Source organism: Arthrobacter sp. efr-133-TYG-120 (genome assembly GCF_030209785.1).
Classification (GTDB): Bacteria; Actinomycetota; Actinomycetes; order Actinomycetales; family Micrococcaceae; genus Arthrobacter.
Genome location: NZ_JARVRI010000005.1, coordinates 22946 through 43469 on the forward strand (window position 1 = coordinate 22946; position 20524 = coordinate 43469).

General features: G+C 63.6%; 21 protein-coding genes. 11 read left to right on the forward strand and 10 right to left on the reverse strand.

Annotation, left to right across the window (positions count from 1 at the left end; translation table 11 throughout):
* The first annotated feature begins 91 nt into the window (after positions 1-91).
* The 3 genes from ngcE to QRN51_RS03450 are packed head-to-tail and all read left to right on the forward strand — an operon-like array spanning position 92 to position 3416.
* The gene (gene ngcE / locus QRN51_RS03440; RefSeq protein WP_284988635.1) at positions 92-1501 is read left to right on the forward strand and encodes an N-acetylglucosamine/diacetylchitobiose ABC transporter substrate-binding protein; all 1410 of its coding nucleotides are present in this window, start codon (positions 92-94) and stop codon (positions 1499-1501) included.
* Entirely contained in the window at positions 1498-2523 is a 1026-nt protein-coding gene (locus QRN51_RS03445) for a carbohydrate ABC transporter permease (RefSeq protein ID WP_172465567.1), read from the forward strand. Before ngcE ends, QRN51_RS03445 begins: the two co-directional genes overlap by 4 nt.
* Entirely contained in the window at positions 2523-3416 is an 894-nt protein-coding gene (locus QRN51_RS03450) for a carbohydrate ABC transporter permease (RefSeq protein ID WP_059388511.1), read from the forward strand. The genes QRN51_RS03445 and QRN51_RS03450 overlap by 1 nt, the downstream gene beginning before the upstream one ends.
* Positions 3417-3513: 97 nt before the next feature.
* On the opposite strand, the gene QRN51_RS03455 is transcribed toward QRN51_RS03450, so the two are convergent.
* Positions 3514-4371, reverse strand: a complete 858-nt coding sequence (locus QRN51_RS03455) for a DUF1206 domain-containing protein (protein WP_284988636.1) — start codon at positions 4369-4371, stop codon at positions 3514-3516.
* Positions 4372-4453: 82 nt separating this feature from the next.
* Between QRN51_RS03455 and QRN51_RS03460 the strand changes: the two genes are divergently transcribed.
* Positions 4454-4747: a DUF503 domain-containing protein gene (locus QRN51_RS03460; RefSeq protein ID WP_284988637.1), complete on the forward strand. Its 294-nt coding sequence runs from the start codon at positions 4454-4456 to the stop codon at positions 4745-4747.
* A gap of 81 nt (positions 4748-4828) precedes the next feature.
* On the opposite strand, the gene purL is transcribed toward QRN51_RS03460, so the two are convergent.
* The 3 genes from purL to purS are packed head-to-tail and all read right to left on the reverse strand — an operon-like array spanning position 4829 to position 8152.
* Positions 4829-7147, reverse strand: a complete 2319-nt coding sequence (purL, locus tag QRN51_RS03465) for a phosphoribosylformylglycinamidine synthase subunit PurL (protein ID WP_284988638.1) — start codon at positions 7145-7147, stop codon at positions 4829-4831.
* Positions 7144-7899: a phosphoribosylformylglycinamidine synthase subunit PurQ gene (purQ, locus tag QRN51_RS03470; protein WP_284988639.1), complete on the reverse strand. Its 756-nt coding sequence runs from the start codon at positions 7897-7899 to the stop codon at positions 7144-7146. The genes purL and purQ overlap by 4 nt, the downstream gene beginning before the upstream one ends.
* A 1-nt stretch (position 7900) precedes the next feature.
* On the reverse strand, positions 7901-8152 hold the full coding sequence (gene purS / locus QRN51_RS03475; protein ID WP_028265707.1) for a phosphoribosylformylglycinamidine synthase subunit PurS: 252 nt from the start codon (positions 8150-8152) through the stop codon (positions 7901-7903).
* A 352-nt stretch (positions 8153-8504) separates the two neighbouring features.
* On the opposite strand from purS, the gene QRN51_RS03480 reads away from it, so the two are divergent.
* The 3 genes from QRN51_RS03480 to QRN51_RS03490 all read left to right on the forward strand — a co-directional run bounded on the left by QRN51_RS03480 (position 8505) and on the right by QRN51_RS03490 (position 12570).
* A complete protein-coding gene (locus tag QRN51_RS03480) occupies positions 8505-8690 on the forward strand; it encodes a hypothetical protein (protein ID WP_059388516.1) in 186 nt (61 codons plus the stop codon).
* Between the two features lie 135 nt (positions 8691-8825).
* Entirely contained in the window at positions 8826-9116 is a 291-nt protein-coding gene (locus QRN51_RS03485; RefSeq protein ID WP_059388517.1) for a DUF1540 domain-containing protein, read from the forward strand.
* 280 nt (positions 9117-9396) lie between these two features.
* Positions 9397-12570, forward strand: coding sequence for a S8 family serine peptidase (locus tag QRN51_RS03490; RefSeq protein ID WP_284988640.1), 3174 nt, complete (start codon positions 9397-9399; stop codon positions 12568-12570).
* A gap of 280 nt (positions 12571-12850) precedes the next feature.
* On the opposite strand, the gene QRN51_RS03495 is transcribed toward QRN51_RS03490, so the two are convergent.
* From QRN51_RS03495 to QRN51_RS03510, 4 genes are read right to left on the reverse strand one after another with little or no spacing between them, the layout of a single operon-like run.
* Positions 12851-13219, reverse strand: coding sequence for a serine protease inhibitor (locus QRN51_RS03495; protein WP_284988641.1), 369 nt, complete (start codon positions 13217-13219; stop codon positions 12851-12853).
* On the reverse strand, positions 13216-14259 hold the full coding sequence (locus QRN51_RS03500) for a 3-methyladenine DNA glycosylase (RefSeq protein ID WP_502870846.1): 1044 nt from the start codon (positions 14257-14259) through the stop codon (positions 13216-13218). The genes QRN51_RS03495 and QRN51_RS03500 overlap by 4 nt, the downstream gene beginning before the upstream one ends.
* A complete protein-coding gene (locus QRN51_RS03505) occupies positions 14156-14725 on the reverse strand; it encodes an SSI family serine proteinase inhibitor (protein ID WP_284988643.1) in 570 nt (189 codons plus the stop codon). The genes QRN51_RS03500 and QRN51_RS03505 overlap by 104 nt, the downstream gene beginning before the upstream one ends.
* Before the next feature lie 15 nt (positions 14726-14740).
* Positions 14741-15235: a MarR family winged helix-turn-helix transcriptional regulator gene (locus QRN51_RS03510; protein ID WP_284988644.1), complete on the reverse strand. Its 495-nt coding sequence runs from the start codon at positions 15233-15235 to the stop codon at positions 14741-14743.
* 124 nt (positions 15236-15359) lie between these two features.
* On the opposite strand from QRN51_RS03510, the gene QRN51_RS03515 reads away from it, so the two are divergent.
* Positions 15360-15569 carry a hypothetical protein gene (locus tag QRN51_RS03515; protein WP_253257261.1) on the forward strand — a complete coding sequence of 70 codons (210 nt, stop codon included), beginning with the start codon at positions 15360-15362 and terminating at the stop codon, positions 15567-15569.
* A 156-nt stretch (positions 15570-15725) separates the two neighbouring features.
* Positions 15726-15905, forward strand: a complete 180-nt coding sequence (locus tag QRN51_RS03520; protein WP_113990642.1) for a hypothetical protein — start codon at positions 15726-15728, stop codon at positions 15903-15905.
* 114 nt (positions 15906-16019) lie between these two features.
* Here QRN51_RS03520 and QRN51_RS03525 read toward each other — a convergent pair whose 3' ends face one another.
* Positions 16020-17366 carry an aspartate kinase gene (locus tag QRN51_RS03525; RefSeq protein ID WP_234752629.1) on the reverse strand — a complete coding sequence of 449 codons (1347 nt, stop codon included), beginning with the start codon at positions 17364-17366 and terminating at the stop codon, positions 16020-16022.
* A 251-nt stretch (positions 17367-17617) separates the two neighbouring features.
* Here QRN51_RS03525 and QRN51_RS03530 point away from each other — a divergent pair, with 251 nt between their 5' ends.
* Complete coding sequence (locus QRN51_RS03530) at positions 17618-18574, forward strand: ABC transporter ATP-binding protein (RefSeq protein WP_284988645.1); 957 nt, start codon at positions 17618-17620, stop codon at positions 18572-18574.
* Positions 18571-19758, forward strand: coding sequence for an ABC transporter permease (locus QRN51_RS03535; RefSeq protein ID WP_284988646.1), 1188 nt, complete (start codon positions 18571-18573; stop codon positions 19756-19758). Before QRN51_RS03530 ends, QRN51_RS03535 begins: the two co-directional genes overlap by 4 nt.
* Positions 19759-19817: 59 nt before the next feature.
* Here the strand turns inward: QRN51_RS03535 and recR are convergent, their stop codons facing one another.
* Positions 19818-20417, reverse strand: a complete 600-nt coding sequence (recR, locus tag QRN51_RS03540) for a recombination mediator RecR (RefSeq protein WP_028265726.1) — start codon at positions 20415-20417, stop codon at positions 19818-19820.
* Between the last annotated feature and the right edge of the window lie 107 nt (positions 20418-20524).

Below are 20524 nucleotides of genomic sequence, written 5' to 3' on the forward strand. Positions count from 1 at the left end.
GGGCGCGTCGCAGCGGCGGTGCCCTGACCGATCGACTGCCGGCCGAGGCGCCGTCAGCGTGAGGTACTACGAGTCTCTGGAGGGTTTTAGGATGAACGTTCAGCAGCAGTCTTTTGCACGCCGCGGTTTCCTCCGCGGCGCGCTTGCCGCGGCCGTGCTTGTGCCGTTGGCCGGCTCGATGGCGTCCTGCGCGGGGGGTGGCGGCGGAGGAACAACTGGTCCAACGGGGACCGTTTCGGACACCAATCCCTTCGGCATGGCAGACAAGTCCACCGTTGACGCAGTGATCTTCAAGGGCGGGTACGGAATCGACTATGTCGACTTCGCGGGCAAGGGCTTCGAAAGCGCACATTCAGGTTCCACTGCCAAGATTTCCCCGTCCACGGACATCGCACAGGAACTGCAGCCACGATTCGTCGGAGGCAACCCGCCGGACCTGATCGACAACTCGGGTGCCAAGGCAATCGGCTTCAGCACCATCCTGGCCCAGCTTGAAGACCTCACCAGCGTGGTCAACGCCAAGAACCTCGAAGGCAAGGTCATCAAGGACACCCTCTACGGCGGAGTGCTCGCCCCGGGTACCTTCGAGGGCAAGCTGGCGGCCTTGAACTACGTCCTCACCGTCTACGCGATGTGGTATTCGGATGCCCTGCTCAAGGACAACGGCTGGTCCGTTCCCAAGACCTGGGATGAGATGTACGCGCTCGGCGAGCAAGCCAAGGCCAAGGGCAAATACCTGTTCGTCTGGGGCAAGGAAGCCGCCACGTACTACCAGGAAATGGCGATCGCCTCCGCTATCAAGGAGGGTGGCCACGACGTTCGCCTCGGCCTTGAAAACCTGAAGGCAGACTGCTGGTCCCACCCTGCACTCCAGAGCGTCTTCACCGCCCTGGAAAAGATCGTCAAGGCAGGCCACTTCAAGCCAGGTGGCTCGGGCACGCAGTTCACGGCAGCACAGGCACAGTGGAGCAACGCCCAGGAAGCAGTGTTCTACCCGTCCGGTTCGTGGATCGAAAACGAGATGAAGGACCAGACCAAGGCCGGCTTCAAGATGACCGGTGCGCCCGTCCCCTCGGTGACCACCAGCTCCAAACTGCCCTACGCGGCACTGCACAGCGCAGCGGGCGAGCCCTTCGTGGTTCCATCACAGGGCAAGAACGTTCCCGGCGGCAAGGAATTGCTCCGCGTCATGCTCTCCAAGGACGCTGCGACCAACTTCGCCAAGACCAAGCTGGCCCCCACCATCGTCAAGGACACCGTTCCCTCCGATGGCTTCGGCTCCACGGCACTCGTCTCCCAGACGAAGCTGCTCAGCGACGCGGGCGACAACATCTACACCTGGAACTTCATTGACCTTTACGGCACCAACAAGGACCAGCTGGTTGTGTGGAACACGTTCCTCGATGGAAAGTCCGATGTCGCCACACTGACGTCGGACCTGCAGAAGATCACCGACAAGGTCCGTAACGACAGCTCGGTCAAGAAGATTGAAGTGAAGTGACTTCAGTGAAAGCAAAAACCCTCCGGGTCGACGGCGGCGCGTCCGCCGTCGTCGTTCCGGATACCGCACCACCCGTCTACAAGAGGCGGCGCAAGCCCCTGACGTTCGACAAGGTCAGTTTCTTCGTGGTCTTCCTGGGCCTGCCTCTGGCGATCTACCTCCTCTTTGTGATTTGGCCTTTCATCCAGGCGTTCGGCTACTCCCTGACTGACTGGAGCGGTTTCTCACCCGACCAGAACTTCATCGGACTCGAGAATTACCGGAAGCTCTTCACGGATGACATCTTCATGAAGGCCATGGGGAACAACATCCTGCTGGTCATCTGCCTGCCCATCATCACCATCATCCTCAGCCTGGTGCTGGCAACCTTGGTGACAGTGGGCGGCAGCAGCAAGGGCCAGATCAAGGGCCTGCGCAACTCCAGCTTCTACCGGGTTGTCTCTTTCTTCCCCTACACGATTCCGGCGATCGCCATCGGCATCATGTGGGGCCAGATCTACGATCCTTCCGGGGGTCTGTTGAACGGCATCCTCACTTCCCTCGGCATGGACCAATTCAAGTCCTACGCGTGGCTTGGAGATAAGAACACCGCCATGATCGCCACGATGTTCGTGATCGTGTGGGGCTTCATCGGCTTCTACATGGTGCTCTTCGTGGCGGGTATCAAAGGTATCCCCGCCGAACTGTTCGAGGCCGCCCGGATTGACGGCGCGGGGCGCTTCCGCACTGCCGTGTCCATCACCATCCCGCTGATCCGGGACAACATCCAGACGGCGTACATTTACATGGGCATTTTGGCGCTGGATGCCTTCGTCTACATGGCCGCCCTGAACTCCGGCGGTGGTCCGGACAACTCCACCCTGGTGATGTCGCAGCAGCTCTTCTTCACCGCCTTCACGAAGGGCCAGTTCGGACTGGCCAGCGCCATGGGCGTTGTGCTGGCCGTAGCCACCCTGATCTTCTCCGGCCTCGTGTTCCTGGTCAACAGGCTCACTGGTGGCGACAAGGATGTGTCCCTCTGATGACTACCAAAATAGCCAGCCAGGAAATGAAGTCGCTGCACTTCAACCCGCGCAAACCGGCCACGACACCAGGGGACAAGGTGGTGGGCGCCGTTTCGCACACTGCCCTGACCATCTGGTCGCTGATCGTGATCCTGCCCTTGTTGTGGACTTTCATGTCCTCCTTCAAGACCTCCAGCGAGATCTTCGCTTCGCCGTTCGCCCTGCCCTCCCAGTGGCGCTTCGACAACTACGTCAAGGCCTGGACCGAGGCCGGCATCGGAAGCTACTTCCTCAACTCCGTGATTGTGGTGGGCTGCGCCCTGGTCATCGTCATGGTCCTCGGGGCCATGTGCGCCTACGTCCTGGCGCGCTATGTCTTCTTCGGTAGCAAGGCGATCTACTACCTCATGCTGGCCGGCCTCACGTTCCCGATCTTCCTCGCCATGGTGCCTTTGTTCTTCGTCATGAAGAGACTCGGCCTCCTCAACACCCTCCCGGGTTTGACCTTGGTGTACGTCGGCTTCGCGCTGCCGTTCACGGTCTTCTTCCTGTTTTCCTTCTTCAAGTCGCTCCCTCACGAAATCACGGAAGCGGCTGCCTTAGATGGAGCAGGCGAGTGGCGGACGTTCTTCCAGGTCATGCTGCCGATGGCCAAGCCGGGACTCGCTTCCGTGGCCATCTTCAACTTCCTGGGTTTGTGGAACCAGTTCCTGATTCCGGTGGCCATCAACGCGGCCGGGCCGCGCGTGCTGTCCCAAGGACTGGCCGCTTTCGCCGGCCAAATGGGTTATGCGGTGGACTTCGGCGCCTTGTTCGCAGCAGTCACCGTCACGGTGGTTCCGGTTCTGATCGTCTACGTCATCTTCCAGCGCCAGTTGCAGGGTTCGGTGTCGCAAGGCACGTCCAAGTAGCACAACCTGGCTAAAAAAGCGCCCGACGGCGGTTCCCACCTTTGGTGGGGGCCGCCGTCGGGCGTTTCTGCCCACCACCCGAAGGTTGGGCCCGCTTTCAGAGCCGCTGGTAACGGGAACGGAACAAGGAGTAGACGCCGTAGGCCATCAGTCCGAGGCTGACGAACCCGAGCACCCATCCGCCAAAGGGCTGTTTCAGGAAGGCCTTGAGTGCGGAGTCGAGGCCCCCTTGTTGGGAGGGGTCGTGCTCCGCCGTGGCAATCAGGATGAGCAAGCCGACGGCGCCAAGCGCCACCCCTTTTGCGCAATAGCCCACTACTCCAAGCACCGTGAACGCATCTCCCAAGGCTCCCGACGGTTTTCCCCTCAGGTTCTTTTCGTACCTGCGTGTGATCCCCAGGAAGACGTAGGTGCCGGCAGCCGCCAGCAACGCCACTCCGATGATCACCAAGAGGACAGTTCCCGGAGTGCTGGACATGAGGTCTGCACTGGTCGAGCGGGATTTCTCGCTGCTGCTGCTCGGACGGCTGAGCGCGAAGCTTCCGAAGGTCACCGCGGCAACAGCGAAGACGATCGCCTGCCCGGCTGCCTTGAGCCGATTCATCCAGGGCTTCGAGCTGCCACCCCCGCTCCACCCCATCACGGCGTCGCTCGCCATGTAGAGCGCGAGGACACCGCAGGCCACGAGTCCCGCCCATAACAGGACGACGCCGCCAGGCGTGGCGGCCAGCTGGCCGACCGCACCGCTTTGGTCGGCTTGGCCGGATGCGCCCAGCGCGATCCCCAAGGCGATGATCCCGATCAGGAGGTGTATCAGCCCTAAGGCGACGAACCCGGCCCGTGCCACTACTTTGACGGTGCGTGAATCCTTCGCATCGTCTACGGCGTCTCCCACCGAATCGGCACCCCGGGATACTGCGTTGCCGGCCTTGTTCGTATGATCGTCCGCGCCCATGGAGCTCCTTTAGTCTGCCCTTATCTTGCCACCGTGGGCTCCGAAGCGGGAGGGCGCGCGGACTACTGGATACGATGGGCGCATGTGGATCGCGTGGATTGAGTTCGACATCCTCCTCGGCGAAGTGCACAGCCTGAAGGAGAAACGTTCCCTCGTGCGTCCGCTGATCGCCGAGTTGAAACGGCGTTTCGAAGTCTCTGCCGCCGAGACCGGGCATTTGGACCAGCATCGCCGTGTACTCATCGGCGCGGGGGCAGTGGCAGCAGACCGGGCGCATCTCGTCGAGGTGTTCGACGCCGTCGAACGCTTCGTTGCAGCACGCCCGGAACTGGAGCTCCTGAGCGCCCGACGCCGGGACCTCCACAGCGAAGACTGAAAACACAACGCGGGGTCACTTACGGCCCATCCCGAGGGGATTCTTGGGCCGTAAGTGACCCCGCGTTGGGGTTGCCAGGCGCTAGCCGAAATACTTCGGCAGCGTGGCCTCGTGGGCTTCGTTGAGAGCGTCCAAGGAGAGCTCGTCCACGCCGTTGATCTCCAGCTTGCCGCCGGCAGCGTCGACGACGCCGATCCGGAGGTGGGCGAAGCCGCGGGCCGTGCACATGTCCTTGAAGCGGATTTCCTCGGAGCGCGGAACGGACACGATGGCCCGGCCCTGGGACTCGGAGAACAACGCGGTGAACAGATCCACGCCGTCGCGCTCCACGAGTTCGTCCAGCGCAATCCGGGCGCCGACGCCGTAGCGGAGTGCGGACTCCACCAGCGCAGCGGCAAGGCCGCCCTCGGAGAGGTCGTGCGCGGCGTCGATCATGCCGTCGCGCGAGGCGTTGATGAGGATCTCGCCGAGCTGGCGCTCGATGGACAGGTCAACCTTCGGCGGCAAGCCGCCGAGGTGTCCGCGCAGGTTGGACCATTCCGAACCGTCCAGTTCCGCGGCCGTGGTGCCCAGGAGGTAGATGGCCTGGCCATCTTCCTTCCAGCCCGACGGCGTGCGGCGCGCGACGTCGTCGAGCTTGCCCAGCACGGCAACCACGGGGGAGGGGTGGATCGGCACGGTACCGGTCTGGTTGTACAGCGAGACGTTGCCGCCGGTGACCGGGACGCCCAGTTCCATGCACGCGTCCGACAGGCCACGAATGGACTCGGCCAGCTGCCACATGACGTCCGGGTCCTCGGGGGAACCGAAGTTCAGGCAGTCGCTGACGGCCATCGGGACGGCGCCGGAGGTGGCGACGTTCCGGTAGGCCTCGGCCAGTGCCAGCTGTGCGCCGTGGTACGGATCGAGGTAGGTGTAGCGGCCGTTGGCATCGGTGGCCAGGGCCACGCCCAAGCCGGTTTCCTCGTCCACGCGGACCACGCCGGCGTCGTCCGGGAACGCCATGGCGGTGTTGCCGCCGACGTACCGGTCGTACTGCTTGGTGATCCAGGCCTTGCTGCACATGTTCGGCGAAGCAATGAGCTCGGTGATGGCGGCAGCCAGTTCCCCGGAAGTGGACGGGCGGCCGGCGTCCTGCACGGAGCCCGTGAAGGTATCGGCCTGGACGGAATCCTGCCATGAGGGGCGGGCAAACGGGCGGTCGTAGACCGGACCGTCGTGGGCGACGGTGCGCGGGTCGACGTCGACAATGACTTCGCCTTCCCACGTGATGATGAGGCGGCCGGTGTCGGTCACTTCGCCCAGCCAGGAGTACTCCACGGCCCACTTGTCCATGACCGCTTCAAACGCGGTGATGTTCTCCGGCGTGACAACGGCCATCATGCGTTCCTGCGACTCGGACATCAGGATTTCGCCCGGGGTCAGGGTGGGGTCGCGGAGCAGCACGGAAGTCAGCTCAACCTGCATGCCGCCGTCGCCGTTGGAAGCGAGCTCGGACGTGGCGCAGGAGATACCTGCCGCGCCGAGGTCCTGGATACCCTCAACGAGAGAACCCTTGAACAGCTCCAGGCAGCACTCGATGAGCACCTTTTCGGCGAACGGGTCGCCCACCTGGACGGCGGGGCGCTTGGAAGGCTTCGTGTCGTCGAAGGACTCCGAGGCCAGCACCGAGGCGCCACCAATGCCGTCGCCGCCGGTGCGCGCACCGAACAGGACAACCTTGTTGCCCTTGCCGGACGCGTTGGCCAGGCGGATGTCTTCGTGGCGCATGACGCCGACTGCCAGCGCATTGACCAGCGGGTTGCCCTGATACACGGAGTCGAACACCATTTCACCGCCGATGTTCGGCAGGCCCAGCGAGTTGCCGTAGCCACCGATACCGGCAACGGCACCGTGCATGACGCGGGCGGTGTCCGGGTGGTCGATGGCGCCGAATCGCAGCGGGTCCATCACGGCGACCGGGCGGGCGCCCATCGAGATGATGTCGCGGACAATGCCGCCGATGCCGGTCGCGGCACCCTGGTAGGGCTCCACGAAGGACGGCGAGTTGTGGGACTCGATCTTGAACGTCACGGCCCAGCCGTCGCCCAGGTTGGTGACGCCGGCATTTTCGCCGATGCCCACGAGCATGTCCTTCTTCATCTCCTCGGTCACCTTTTCGCCGAACTGGCGCAGGTGGTTCTTCGAGGACTTGTAGGAGCAGTGCTCGCTCCACATGACGGAGTACATGGCGAGTTCGGCGCCCGTGGGGCGGCGGCCCAGGACCTTGACGACCTCGTCGAACTCGTTCTGCTTCAGTCCGAGCTCGGCCCAGGGAAGCTCGGTGTCCGGGGTCTTCGCGGCGTTCTCGACGGTGTCGATGTTGAACTTCTTGCCGACGGTTTCAGCTGAGGTGGTCACTGTGCGCCTCCCACGATCTTGTTCAGGACGGAAGTGAAGAAGCCCAAGCCATCCGTGCCGGCGTTGGACTCCGGACCGAATCCGGGCTCCACCGCGTGCTCAGGGTGAGGCATGAGGCCCACTACGTTGCCGGCGGCGTTGCTGATGCCGGCGATGTCGCGGCGTGAACCGTTCGGGTTCCAGCCGACGTAGCGGAACACGACGCGGCCTTCGGCCTCAAGGGCGTCCAGGGTCTTGTCGTCGGCGATGTACTGGCCATCCTGGTTCTTCAGCGGAACCGTGATTTCCTCGCCAGCCTCGTAATCCGAGGTCCACAAGGTCTTGTTGTTCTCGACGCGCAGCACCTGGTCGCGGCACAAGAACTTCAAGTGGTCGTTCTTGATCATGGAGCCCGGGAGCAGGTGCGACTCGGTCAGGATCTGGAAACCGTTGCAAATACCCAGCACGGGCAGCTTGGCGTCGCTGTTGGCGGCATCGATGATGCGGGACATCAGCGGAGCGAAGCGGGAAATCGCGCCGGCGCGCAGGTAGTCGCCATAGGAGAATCCGCCCGGGATGACCACGGCGTCCACGTCGGCCAGCTGTGTGTCCGCATGCCAAAGTGCGACGGCGGTGCCGCCTGCGAGGCGGACCGCACGGGCGGCGTCGCGGTCGTCAAGGGTGCCAGGGAAGGTGACGACGCCGATTTTGGCCCCGGCCAAATGGGGTTCGACGGCCACGGGGGCTCCGCCGATCAAAGGAAGTTCAGTCATGTCAGGCCTCGACGACCTCGACGTTGACGACGTCTTCGATCACCGGGTTGGACAGCAGGGTCTCGGCGGCCTCACGGGCTTGGGCGAGGATGGCATCGGTCACCTCGCCGTCAACGGTCAGTTCGAAGCGCTTGCCTTGGCGGACAGCGCTAAAGCTGGTGAAGCCGAGGCGGGGCAGTGCGCCCACGATGGCCTTCCCCTGAGGGTCCAGAATCTCGGGCTTGGGCATGACGTCGACGACGATCCGGGGCATCCGGTAACTCCTGTGCGTGAGCGTTGGTTAAACCTTGGTTAAAGGCTGCCGCGGAGTGGTGCCGTCTCACGCCGGAACTGCCTCCAAACAGTGTTCAGCAACAGTGTTTAACGGCAGGGTCTTACGGAATAAGGGGGGCGCTCCGCGAGCTTGCATGCCCATTCTACCGGCCAAATCGCTACATACCCTATTTGCGGGAGATCGGTGAAGAGGTGGCTACCAAGCAAAAGGTACGCGCCAATTGGCGGCGGCGCCCCGCCGTCGTCGGGGGTTTTGGATGAACGACGGCGGCTCTGGCCACCGAACGACGGCGGCTCTGGCCGGAGGTGGTTTGGCTCACTAGGATTGCGGCATGGCCGAGAACGCTAAGTCGATGGTTTTGCCCGTGGTCCTTGCCGCTGTATTTGCCGGCCTGGGGAGGATGGTTTTCCAAAGGATCATGGCGGACCGGGCGGCCCGGGAAAACCGCATTTCCGTCCCGCCGGATGCTTCGACGAGGGCCAAAATCAGCGACGCGTTGCGAGGGATCCATTCCTAGCGCGGCCTGCCCGCCGGCGCCACGTTGAGCGCAATAGGGTACGCGCAAATGCGCTAATCCTCCGGGTTAAAGGCGAGTATTCGGGAGTAGCTTGGAATTACTGTCCAGGAAATTCCCCGTCCACCAGGAGGAGCAATGACCGAACACGTCGCCGAAGTGTCCGCCTGCAGCGTTGGCAGCTGCGGATTCAACCATCATGGCTGCACTGCCTTCGGGATCACCATTGGCGGAACCGCGGACCACGCATCCTGCGCCACCTTCATTGACACCACGCTCATGGGAGGACTCCCCAAAGTCCTGGCGCATGTCGGTGCATGCCAGCGCTCGGAATGCACCCACAACAACAACCTCATGTGCGAGGCCCACGATGTCCGGATCGGCCCCGGTGCCGAAGCGGCTGATTGCTTGACGTACCAGCACGCCTGAGGCGCCTTTCAGTCCTTCTTCGCCTGAATATTTGAATATCCGCACAGCGGGCACGTCCCCTTCCGACGGGGGCGTGCCCGCTGCTGCGTGCGGATGTATTCTGATGCCGAATGACATGACAAAAAACGTGAAATGTGTCCTATGTCATATTCGACTATCGCTCTGTACTCTATGAATCGGCTGGGCTTTACCTGATTACAAGAACTGTCAATCGGTGCCCATCCTTTGTTGATTGATCTTGACATGACCGCCACGATCGCCCGGAAAGGTGCAATCACTCGTGAATTCACAAGGAAAGAGCTTCATTGGAAGCGGGGGGCTTCGAAAAGCTGCGGCGCTAGCCGTCGGATTACCGGTTCTGCTCTCCTCGGTGGCGTTGACACCCGCACAAGCAGCGCCCGCTTCCGGTTCAACGGTCCTCGGTTCAACGGCCGCGGGAGTTGCCCGCAATGTCGACCCCAAGTCTTACCAGGATGGCCGTTACGTTGTGGTGCTGGCAGAGAAGCCAGCGGCCACTTACGACGGCGGAACCCCCGGCTATGTGCCCACCAAGCCGCAGGCGGGCAAGAAACTGGATGTCGGCAAGGCCGAAGTGAAGCAGTACCAGGCCCACTTGCAGCAGAAGCAGCAGGACGTGGCCAAGCAGCAGAGCGTAACCATCAACCGCGACTACACCACAGCCATCAACGGCTTTAGCGCCACGCTTTCCGCGAACCAGGCGGTCAATCTCGCGAAGAATCCCGATGTTCTCCTCGTGGCCCCGGACACGCAGTCTGCTCCTGACTACTCCACCACCGATTTCCTCAACCTCAGCGGACCGAATGGTGCTTGGAATACCCAGTTCGGCGGCCAGGACCAGGCCGGCAAAGGCACCGTGGTGGGCGTCATCGACACCGGCTACACGCCCACAAGCAAGTTCTTCGCCGGCGATCCCGTCCAGCCGCTGGTCGGGGACCCCCAGGTGGGCGTCCCGTACCGCACGGGTGACGGCAAGATCGCCATGCTGAAGGCCAACGGAGACACCTTCGTCGGCGAGTGCCAGAAAGGCACCGACACCGGAGCGGCCTTTGACGGAACTGCCTGCAATTCCAAAGTCCTCGCCGCCCACTACTTCGCAGATGCCTTCCTCCAGACGGTTCCGCCAGCCCAACGGGCACCCCAGGAACAAATCTCGCCCATCGACGTCGTGAGCCACGGTACGCACACGGCCAGCACCGCCGCCGGCAACCCTGGCGTGGAAACGTTCGTGGATGGCCGGAGCTTCGGCAAGACGAGCGGCGTGGCACCAGCTGCCAAGCTCTCCATCTACAAGGTGTGCTGGGAAGACACCGACCCCAATACGGGCGGTTGCTACAGTTCCGCGGCCATCGCCGCCATTGACCAGGCCATCGCCGACGGCGTGGACGTCCTGAATTACTCCATTTCCGGCGCCACGGACACCACCACCGACCCTGTCTCGCTCGCGTTCCTGTCTGCTGCGTCGGCCGGCATCTTTGTGGCGGCATCCGCGGGTAACTCGGGACCTCAGGCCAGCACCGTCAACCACGGCGCACCCTGGATGACCACGGTTGCGGCTACCTCCTTCTCGCAGGAACTCCAGGGAACGGTCGAATTCTCCGACGGCACCAAGTTCCGCGGAGCCAGCATCATGAACCACCAGGTGAGCGGGGCCGGCGTCGTGCTTTCCGCAAACGCCGCGTCAGGCGCCGGTAACGCGGCACTTTGCGCGCCTGGGTCCCTGGACCCGGCGAAAATCGCCGGCAAGGTAGTGGTGTGTGACCGTGGAGTGGTTGACCGCGTCGCGAAGAGCGCCGAGGTGCTCCGCGGTGGCGGCGTGGGCATGATCCTGGTGAACCTCACCAGTTCCTCCTTGGACACGGACAAGCACGCGGTGCCTACTGTCCACGTGAATCCTCCCGCCTCGCAGGCCATCAAGGACAAGGTCGGGGCCAACCCGGCACTTACTGTTTCCCTGGTTGACCACGACACCACCGGTCTTCCGCTCGAGGCCCAGCCGCAGATCGCCGGATTCTCCTCCCGCGGCCCGCTCCTCGCCACCGATTCGGATCTCCTCAAGCCGGACGTCTCGGCTCCCGGCGTTGCGGTGCTCGCGGGTGTTTCGCCGATCGGCAGCAAAGGTGATGAGTACGGATTCATGTCCGGTACCTCCATGGCGTCCCCGCACATTGCAGGTTTCGGAGCCTTGATCCTGGCGAAGAATCCCGATTGGTCCCCTGCGACGGTCAAGTCGGCCATGATGACGACGGCGAGTGACGTCAAGCTGGCCGATGGAAGCAAGAACCAGGACGTCTTCGCCACCGGTGCGGGAGAAATGAACCCTGCCAGCGTGCTGGAACCGGGCCTGGTCTACGATGCCGGAACCGAGGACTACCTGAAGTTCATCCAGGGTACCGGCGTCGATCTCGGCAAGCCGGGGCTGGGCTCGACACTGCCCCGCGACATGAACCTCCCCTCGTTCGCCCTGGGTAACCTCGCGGGCAAGATCGAGGTCACCCGCACCGTCACCGCCCTGACTCCGGGACAATACCGGGCCACAGTCAATGTCCCCGGCGTTGACGTCAAGGTCACTCCGTCCGTGCTGAACTTCAACGAAGTCGGCCAGAAGAAGACCTTCAAGGTGACCTTCGAAAACAAGACGGCCGCACTGGGTACTTTCGCGATGGGATCGCTGAAGTGGGAAGGTGCCAACAAGTCGGTGGTCTCTCCAATTGCGGTCCGTCCGCAGTCGGTGCTGGCCTCCAAGAGCGTCGCCTTCACGTCCCAGGAGGCAAGCGGATCGGCGGACATCAACATCGTTTCCGGTTCCGACTCACCCACTGCTGTGACCATTGACGGTCTCTCCAAGGCTGATTCCTCGGCCGCGGAACTTGTTCCGGGTCCCGTGGCTGTTGCGAACAACGCCTCGAACTTCGTCAAGACCGCCACGGTTCCGCCCGGAACGGCGTTCGCGAAGTTCTCGGTGATTTCCTCCGATCCCACGGCGGATTTCGATCTGTATGTCCTGTCGCCGTCGGGCCAGTTGTTCACGGCAGCGACACCGAGTGCCAGTGAGTCGCTCTCGCTCGACAACCCCCAGCCTGGAACGTACACCATCATCGCGAACCTATATGCAAGCCCTAACAACCGGCCCACCAAGGCCAGCGTTGACGCCGCGATCCTGGGCGCGAACCAAGGCAACGCCACGGTCACGCCCAACCCGATCAAGATGAAGAACGGCAAATCCGGGAAGCTCACTTTCGCGTGGAACAACCTGACGCCGGGTTCCTACATCGGCCGACTCACTTTTGACGGCACCAGCGCGCCGACGTTTGTGTCCGTCCTGGTCTCGGCAAGCGGCATCGTGTCCGTGGTGCCGAACGATGACCAGGAAGGCGAACACGGCAAGGGCAAACTGCAGAACGCGGGGGAGGACCAGTCAAACAACGCGCCGTAGCGCGGCATTAATGGTCTGAGACATGCGAGGCAGCGGCCGGCGGGATATCCCGCCGGCCGCTTTCTTATCGTCCCCCCGGACGCTCGCTCACCTATATGTCCCTTTTGGCGGACGCTCGCTCACCTTAATGGCCAAACGGCGGAACCCTCTTGCAGATGATGTGAGCGGGCGTTGGGGTCGGGACGGTTGTTTGTGAGCGGGCGTCCGGCTGGGGGGCACTTGTTTGTGAGCGGGCGTTGGGGTCGGGACGGTTGTTTGTGAGCGGGCGTCGGGTCGGGTGTTAGATGTTTCCCGTGGATCCTGCCACGCCGCCGAGGAGGGCGGCCATGGTGCGCCAACGGGCGATTTCGCAGCCGTCCGTCCGGCTGAAGCGGCTGCTGACCTCGCGCCCGCGGAACCGGCCGGTCACCAAGGCCACTTGCGGACCACCGTATTGCTGGGTGCATATGCGGTCCGGCCGGGGAACGGGAAAGAAGATCTCCTCGCCGAACTGCTCGACGGCGGCAAGCGCCGCCCGGGGGTCCGGAAGGGTCGAGCCTTCGGAGACTTCGCCGCCCGAGCCGAGCAGGACGAACTCGTAGTCCGCGGCGCCCGGTGACTCCGTCAGCGTGATGGTGAGCTCGACGTCGTACTTTGTGCTTGAAGTCATCGCTGTCCTTCGTGAGACGGTGTTTGTACCAGGAGATCCAGGAGCGGCCGCACGTGGTCGAGGACCCGCGCACGGAGCGCTTGGGCCTCGGCAGCGAACGCCCTCTGATACTCAACGTACTCGGCCTTGCCTTGTGGTGTCTCGATCCTGATGGCCGGGTATCCCCACTCTTCAAGGTCGTAGGGCGAGGCCTGCATGTCCATGGCCCGGATCCGCCAGGACAGTTCGAAACAGTCCATCACCAACTCGCTCGGTAAGGCCGGCGTCAGTTTGTACGCCCATTTGTAGAGGTCCATGTTGGCGTGCAGGCAGCCCGGTTGCTCCATGGTGCGCTGGTTGTCCCGTGTCGGGGTGAGTTCGTTGAGCGGAATGGCGTCCGGCGTGTAGAAACGGAAGGCGTCGAAGTGCGAGCAGCGGATCCGGTTGTCTTCCACCACGGTGTCAGTGCCTTCTGAACCGAGGCGCAGCTTGAGGTGTTCGTGGCGAAGATCGAACTTGTCCTGGCGGTAGACCATGGCCCACTCGTGGAGTCCGAAGCAACCAAACTGGGCGGGCCGCGCTACGGTTCCGGCAAGGATGATGCCGGCGAAGCGGATGGCTTCGGTGCGGTCGGCCACGAAGCGGCTGCGATCGAAGGTGACGGCAACGGTACCGGCGGGCAGCCCCGCGGCCGCCAGCGCGCCGTCGTCGAGCACTCGGTAGTACTTCCACCCGGCCCGCTCGGCGGCTTTGGGGCCGGAGAGGACGACGCCGTCGCCCGGGTGCCAGCGCAGCAGCTGGCCGGGCTTCTGGGTGTAGTACGTGAAGAGGAAGTCTTCGACGGGATGTTTCTCGCCTGCGGAGCGCCGGGCCAAGTAGGGCTTGGCATAGCGTTCGACGCGGGCGTGGTGGGCAGCCTCCAGCGCGAGCCATTCCTCTTGCGGGAGGTGCTTGTACTTAAGCTCCGGCACCGCTTGAACCAAGGATGTCGGCGACGGCGGCCCACGCGGCAATTTCGCAGCCGTCCGTGAGCTTGTAGGAGGACTCGACGCCCACGCCATCAACGGCCCCGGTGACTATTGCCGTCTGGGGTCCGCCGTAACGCTGGTCGCAGACCTGGTCGCTGGAGCGCGGCGTGCGCGTGAGAAGGGCGGGGTTCTTTTTCAGGGCGGCGCATGCTGCGGCTGCGGTGGGGTGGTGGCTTTCCGCGGAGGGGACGCCGCCGGTGCAGACGAGCGTGTAGCTTTCAGGGGCTGCCGAAGCGGAGAGCTTGACGATGATGGAAAGCTCGGCCTCTGCGGAGCCGGGAGAGCCGGGCGCCGTGGGGGAGATCGAAGGAGTCGGTTTGCCGTTGGGAGACGCCGTTTCGTCGGGCAAAAGCCCGGTAGGGCTGCCCGACGGCGAGGACGACGTGCTGCTGCCAGGCGCCGAACTGCTGGGCGAACCGCCCCCGGGGCCGGGCGTGCAGGCGGCAAGACCAGCGACGGCGACGACGGCCAACAAAGACCGGACTATTCGCAGGCGCATGGGGTTCTCCTTGATTTATGCCAGTTTATCGCCCGCACCGGCAGTGGGGTGTTGCGTGGCCGCGATGAGCCCGGTCATTGCACGGTGCAGTTCCGCTACTTCGGCACGCGTGAGTTGGAGCCGCTCCATGATGGTTCCCGGCACGGCCGTCGCCTGTTGCCTGAGGGCGGAGCCGGCTTCCGTCAAGGTGATGGCAAGTGCCCGTTCGTTTCCGTGGATGCGGTTGCGGGTGACGAATCCTGCTTCTTCGAGCCGGCGCAGGATGGGCGAAAGGGTGGCAGGCTCGTGCAGGAGTGCCTCACTGATGTCCTTGAGCGTGCGCGGACTGCGTTCCCATAGGGCGAGCATCGCGAGGTACTGGGGATGGGTCAGCCCCATCTTTTCAAGCACCGGCTTGTAGACGCCCACCACGCTCCGCGACGCCACGGTCAGGGCGAAGCACAATTGGCGCTCGAGTAGAAGGTCGTCTTCAGGCAGGGCGGCGGTTTCGGGGGCAATGGGTGCGGCCATGGCTTGCTCCGTTCCGTGTCGATGACCGGACTGCGCCGGCCAATAGTTAGTGCACTAATTGTTAGTGTACTCTTAAACCACAACATCCTTTTGAGAGAGGGTAGACCCGGTGGCCAAAGAGACCATGACCCAGAGATTCATGCGCGCAACTGGCAAGCTTCGGATCATTTTCGGACCGGCGCACAGCAGTTCCCTGGATCATGAAATGACCGAGGAGAACAAGCGTCTCCTCGTGCGGCGCCAGGCCGAAGCGCAGCAATGGGAGACCGTCCGCCGGCCGGACGGCAGCACCTACGTGGTCCCCAAGAACCCGGATGACAAGTCCCTTCGCTAGGGGCTTCTCGCTCTCAGCGATCGACGCCGACCCCGGGCCTTTTGCCGGTTCCGGGCGTAAAATTGGCCTCACTGGAACCACTCAGCTCCAACCGTACGGCTGGACCTCGCAGCGGGGAAGGAGGTGGGAATTGTGGGACATGCACTCGATAGTTTCATGAGGGTAACCGATCGACTGCGTTTCTGGTTCGGCCCGGCAACCCGGGGCGACATTGATGCGCCCGTAGTCCACAAGCATGACGACTTCGAGACGGCGTCGGAAGAAGACCTGGGGCATTTCGTCGTCGAAACGGACGACCAGGGCCACCACTACGGAGTCCGCAAGGAAGGCGCCTGAAGCCGCTCGCGGCTCCAAAGCCGCAGGAAAGCAAAAGAACCGGAGCACAAGCTCCGGTTCTTTCACGTTAAGTACTCCAGATTCCGACGGCGGGTGCCCGACGGCGGAGTTCGTCTAGCGGCCGGTGCCGCCATAGACGGTTGCCTCGGCGTCGCCGTCGAGCTCGAACGCTTTGTGGATGGCACGCACGGCGTCATCCAGCAGATCGGCGTGCGTGACCACGGAGATGCGGATCTCCGAGGTGGAAATCATGTTGATGTTGATGCCCGCGTCGGAGAGCGCCTTGAAGAAGGTGGCGGAGACGCCCGGGTGCGAACGCATGCCGGCGCCGATCAGCGAAAGCTTGCCGACGTTCTCGTTGTATTCGATGCTCTCGAAGCCGATTTCAGGCTGCGCAGCACGGAGGGCGGTGAGGGCATCGGCGCCTTCCACGATGGGCAGGGTGAAGGAAATGTCCGTGCGGCCGGTACCGTGCGTGGACACGTTCTGGACGATCATGTCGATGTTCGAATGTGCTTTGGCGATGACCTGGAAAATCGCGGCGGCCTTGCCGGGGATGTCCGGGACGCCGACCACGGTGACCTTGGCTTCTGAACGGTCGTGTGCAACACCGGAGATGATTGGCTGCTCCAAGGCAACTCCCTCTTGAATCGTGATCTTGTCGTCGGCGCTGGGCAGGACCCAGGTGCCTTCGTTCTGGCTGAATGAGGACCGGACGTGCAGGGGCACGCCGAATCGGCGGGCGTATTCCACGCAACGCAAGTGCAGGATCTTGGCGCCGGAAGCTGCCAGTTCCAGCATTTCCTCGCTGGAAATACGGTCGATCTTCGTGGCAGTGGAGACCACGCGGGGGTCCGCGGTGTAGATGCCGTCGACGTCCGTGTAGATTTCGCAGACGTCTGCTTCGAGCGCGGCTGCGAGGGCCACCGCAGTGGTGTCGGATCCGCCGCGGCCAAGGGTAGTGATCTCCCGCGTGCTCCGGGTCATACCCTGGAAGCCGGCCACGATGGCGACGTGTCCCTTGTCCAAAGCGGTGCGGATGCGGTGGGGGTCGACGTCGATGATGCGCGCCTTCCCGTGGATGCCGTCCGTGATCATGCCGGCCTGCGAGCCGGTGAACGACTGGGCGGAGGCACCGAACTTGTTGATGGCCATGGCGAGCAGGGCCATGGAGATGCGCTCGCCTGCGGAGAGGAGCATGTCCATCTCACGGGCGGGAGCAGAATCGGTGACTTGGGCGGCGAGGTCCAGGAGCTCGTCCGTGGTGTCTCCCATGGCGGAAACCACTACGACAACCTCGTTGCCGGCCTTTTGTGCGTCAACAACGCGGCGGGCAACACGCTTGATGCCTTCTGCATCGGACACCGAGGAGCCGCCGAACTTCTGCACGATCAGCTGCTTGGTCTTGGCAGGCTGCGCGGTCAGGTCTTCGGTTTTCACATCGGTAGTGGGCAAACTCATGCGCGCACCCTCACTGCTCAATTGGGGATCATACGTTGCGTGGCCAGGTAGCGGCACGGCTACGTGGCTTATGTGGCCAGTTTATCGCCGGGCACGGCGGGCGGGGGAATTGTGACCAAATCTCGGCCCTTGGGTGCACGCCGAGCGGTTTCGGCTTGGCGTACGATCAAGAAATACGCAGCCTGCGGGCATGTGGGCTCACGGGAGTTGAAGCGTACTTGTTCTGTTTGGGGGAAACAGGTGAGTAGAGCATGTCCATAGCTGAAAGTTCAAGAGTCCCGGTTGGTGACGCCCCGGGAGTATCCGCGGAAGGCGTCTCACGCCGCTTTGGCACGGTCCACGCCGTCGAGCACATCGATTTCCACGCCCCGCCAGGGAAGGTCACGGCGCTCATTGGGCCCAATGGCGCAGGCAAAACGACGCTCCTTCTCATGCTTGCCTCGCTTCTGCGGCCCGACTCCGGGACCATTCGGATCAACGGCTTGGATCCCTTGCACCACAGCGCGGCCGCGCGGCTTCGGATCGGTTGGATGCCGGACACCCTGGGGGTGTGGGAGTCCTTGACCGCACGCGAAATCCTGGTCCAGATGGCGCGCTTCTACCGCCTGCCCAGGGCAGGCATCGCCCAGCGTGTTGCCGGCTTGCTCGAACTTGTCCGGCTGGACACCCTTGCCGACCAGCCCGCCCGGGTCCTCTCAAGGGGCCAGCAACAACGGCTCAGCCTGGCCCGGGCCCTCATTCACGATCCCTCCGTGCTTCTGCTCGACGAGCCAGCGTCCGGCCTCGACCCGGGATCCCGGGTGGAGCTCCGAAACCTGCTGCGCCGCCTGGCCGGGGAAGGGAAAGCCGTGGTGGTTTCCTCCCACGTACTCAGTGAGCTCGATGAAATCGCGGACGGAGCGGTGTTCGTCAGCCAGGGCCGGACCGTGAAACAGCAGACCCTTGAGGAGGCGGCCCTGCAGGGCCGGCGCTACGCGATCACAACCCTCGACAATGCGGCCCTCACCGCAAAGCTCAGCGAACTCGGGCTGGAATACCGGGTGGAAGCGGGCCGCCGCCCGTCGGTCACCTTGCTGTTGACGCACGACGACGGCGCTGCCGCCCTCTTGGGCGAACTCGTCCGGTCCGGCATCGGAGTAGTTTCCTTCGCCCCCGCAGCCGGTGCGTTGGAAGAGACGTACATGAACCTGGATACGGAGAGGCCATGAGCGACGTGAGTGAATCCGTGCCTGTTTCAGCGGGACCTCCGGCGGGACCGCAGGGAGCTACGGGAGGCTGGAGCGCCGTCGTCGGCTACCTCGGGGGAATACGCGACGTCGTGGTCCTCGAGATGAAACAACGGTTGCGCTCCCGCGGCTGGTACATCATGTTGGGCATCTGGTTCTTTGTCATCGCGGTAGTGACGTGGCTGACGTGGCTCGCCTGGAACGCGAGCATGGAAGCGCGGCGTTCCACGATGCCGCCTTCGGCGCTGGCGCCCCAGGACGGAGCCGGGTCCATGATCTTCGAGGTCGTGCTGGCCTTCGTGCTCCTCTTTGCCCTGCTTGTGGCACCTGCGCTGTCCGCCAATGCCATCAATGGAGACCGGGCCGGTGGCACACTCGCCATCCTTCAGATCACCTTGCTTACCCCTGGCCAGATTCTCTGGGGCAAGTTCTGCGCCGGATGGCTCGCGGCGCTCGCCTTCCTGGCGACAAGCGCCCCGTTCCTTGTCTTCGGAATGTTCCAAGGCGGCCTGACCCCGGGGCACGTGGTGGTTTCCTTGTTGATGCTGGCGGTAGAACTGGCCGTTGTGTGCGGGATCGGAGTGGGGATTTCGGCGCTTGCCGGGCGGCCACTGTTCTCGATCGTGGTGACCTACTTGGTAGTCGCGGCGCTGGTGGTCGGCTCGTTGATTTCCTTCGGACTGGGATCGCAACTGGCGCAGGGCACGGTATTGGCCAACTCTCCCGTTGGCCGTGGCGTTTTGTATGCGCCGGTTCAGCCGAATCAGCAGCCGACGGAACCAGCGCAGCCGGCATACACCTGCGAGGGGCCCTTGGTGGAGCACCCGGCCGTCCGGACCGAACGCGTTGCGTGGATGCTCGCGTTGAATCCCTACGTGGTGGTGGCCGACGCCATTCCGTATCCGGACCGGAGCGGGACGGCGTTCTACTCCGTCGGGATGATCGAGGGCATCAGCCAGGGGGCCAGGTCCGCGCTCGCCGGGCCGGAGCACTCCTACCTATGCGCAAACGGCGTGCCGCAGCCGCAGTACCTCAAGCAAACAACGCCTTTGTGGCCACTGGGACTCGGCCTGCAATTGGTCCTGGCGGGGCTGCTCATGTGGCTCGGCTGGCGGTCGCTGCGGACCCCTGCCGGCCGGCTAGCCAGCGGGACGCGGATCGCGTAAACGGGCGGCTCGCTTAGGGGTCCGCAACGGCGTCGGGGGTGTTCCTGGAAGCGAGCCGCCTACATGAGGGCGTTGCGGCGGCCCTCGAAGGCCCTACCGAGGGTGACTTCGTCCGCATACTCCAGGTCTCCGCCCACCGGGAGGCCGGAAGCAAGCCTGGTGACGGTGATGCCGATCGACTTCAGCATGCGGGCCAGGTAGGTGGCCGTCGCTTCGCCTTCGAGGTTGGGGTCGGTCGCGATGATGATTTCCTGGATGGCCCCGTCGTTGAGCCGTGTCAGCAGCTCGCGGATACGGAGCTGCTCAGGCCCGATACCTGCGATCGGATTGATGGCGCCGCCGAGGACGTGGTACCGGCCGCGGAAGGACCGCGTGCGTTCCACAGCCAGGACATCCTTGGATTCTTCGACCACGCAGATCACCGAGGGGTCGCGTCGCGGATCGCGGCAGATGTTGCACAGCTCCTGCTCGGTGACGTTGCCGCAGACGGTGCAGAACTTCACCCGTTCCTTGACGGTGGTGATGGCCGCGACCAACCGCTTCATGTCCTCGGGATCGGCCTCAAGGATGTGGAAGGCCAGGCGCTGCGCCGACTTCGGCCCGACGCCGGGGAGCCGGCCGAGCTCGTCGATCAGCTCTTGTACTGCGCCTTCGTACACAATGTCCTCGTTCGTTCGGTGTGGACGCCTTTGCCGTTCGGCGGCGTCGCGGTTTGGTGGCACCCTTTGTGGCGCCGGCGGGGCTCTCGCGCGCAGGGTGTGGTGAC